Below are 1,862 nucleotides of genomic sequence, written 5' to 3' on the forward strand. Positions count from 1 at the left end.
AAAAGCCACTCTTAATCGTGTCTTGGAACGAAATAGAGGCTTTTAAAGACTGCGTACATGGAGAATTAAAACAAGAATTACCCTCGAAAAGCCTATTTTTCCACTAAGTATTTATGCTCATTGCAAAGGTGAGATGCTCCCTGCTCCATTTAGATAGAGTAAGCTGGAAATAGCGTCGGTTAACTCCTGATGAATTGGCTCAAACAAGGAAAATGGATCGCGGGAGGTTTCGGGCTAACTGTCTTATTGATGGGAACTATTAGCCTAGTTTCCTATCGCAATACCCTCGCCCTGCGTCAGCGCGCTGCCGAGGTGGAAGTTACCTACGAGATCATCGATAATCTCGCTAATCTTTACGCTAACATGGCGGTGGCCGAATCGGGAAGACGGGGTTATATCACAACTGGCAGCCCTAGGGAATTAAGCCGTCATCGTCGGGCGATCGCTTTGATGCAATCTAACTGGCAACTCCTGGCTAAACAATTAGAAAACGGCACGGATTTCGAGCGGGAAATGGTGACTGAGATCGGGGATTTAATGTATCGGCGAATTACTTTATTTAATCAATCGATCGCCACCTATAAATCCGATCGATCCGATGATATTTCTCAAGATGCAATCACGGTTAAAAGTGTCGAAGTCCGGGATAAGTTTCAAAATCTTCTTACCTATTTACAAGCTAGTCAGAAAAGGAATTTAAGAAGTAGCATCGCTAGTTCTAGGGATAGTATCAGTGAAAATTCTCTTTTGGGCTTAATGGGAACTTTTATCAGTTTTGGGATTATTTGCGGAGTTTATTTTTTGATTTTTTGGCAAGAGAAACGGCGACAAAAAAGTGATGAAATTCACCGGTTATTACTACAGGAAAAAGAACTTTCCGATCTAAAAATTCAGCTTTTTTCTATGATATCCCATGAGTTCCGAACTCCTTTAACCGTGATTCTTTCCGCCTCGCAGTTATTAGAAAATGGCTTAAAAGATGCAGAACAGTCGAGCAGAAAAAACCTATATAGAATCCAGTCTTCTGTCAAGCTAATGAATCAATTCTTAACAGATATTTTGATTTTAACAAGGGCAGAATCTGGTAATCTCAGTTGTCGGCTAGAGCCGCTCGATATTGAAGCTTTTTGTTTAAATTTAGTCGAGGATTTTCAATTTATCAATAAAAATAATACGCCGATTAAATTTGTCAGTCAGGGATTGATGATCCGTCCTTATCTAGATGAGAAACTGCTCTACTCGATTTTAAGTAATTTACTCTTAAATGCGATTAAATATTCCCCCACAGGAGCAGGGATTAGTTTGATTTTGTGGAAAGATAGCGATCGCATTGTTTTTCAAGTCCGGGATCACGGTATCGGCATTGCCGAGGAAGATAGAGGTAAGATCTATGAACCCTTTTATCGGGGTCAGAATGTGGAAAATATTATCGGCACGGGATTGGGGTTAGCAGTGGTTAAAAAATGCGTCGAACTCCACCGCGGCGAAATCGCCCTAGATAGCCAAGTGGATAAGGGAACAAGCTTTACCGTCAAACTGCCCATTTCACCCTAGTTCCAGCTTGAGCGGCCAAAAGATTACAAAATGTAACTTTCTTTCTTTCGAAGGGAGACGAAAGCAACGAAGAATTTTTAAGTAAGTAGTTATAATTAAATTGAAGATAGATTTTGCCTCTGACCCCCCCTGCCCCCCTTGATAAGGGGGGTGCCGATAGGCGGGGGGATCCCCCCTGCCCCCCTTGATAAGCTATCCCTTATAGGGATCTTTCTTAACAATTTTTGCAGTAAGCACTCCAACCCTTATCCTGACTTGATTTCAGTTTTTTCTTTGTCAGTAAGGGTGTCAACAAGGAATATTACAAA

Annotated in this window: 1 protein-coding gene; it reads left to right on the top strand. The window is 41.4% G+C overall.

Annotation, left to right across the window (positions count from 1 at the left end):
- Positions 1 to 189: 189 nt before the first annotated feature.
- Positions 190 to 1,554 carry a sensor histidine kinase gene (locus tag O9332_RS08000; protein WP_002758476.1) on the top strand — a complete coding sequence of 455 codons (1,365 nt, stop codon included), beginning with the start codon at positions 190 to 192 and terminating at the stop codon, positions 1,552 to 1,554.
- Positions 1,555 to 1,862: the final 308 nt, after the last annotated feature.

The organism is Microcystis sp. LE19-10.1B (genome assembly GCF_027530565.1).
GTDB lineage: Bacteria > Cyanobacteriota > Cyanobacteriia > Cyanobacteriales > Microcystaceae > Microcystis > Microcystis aeruginosa.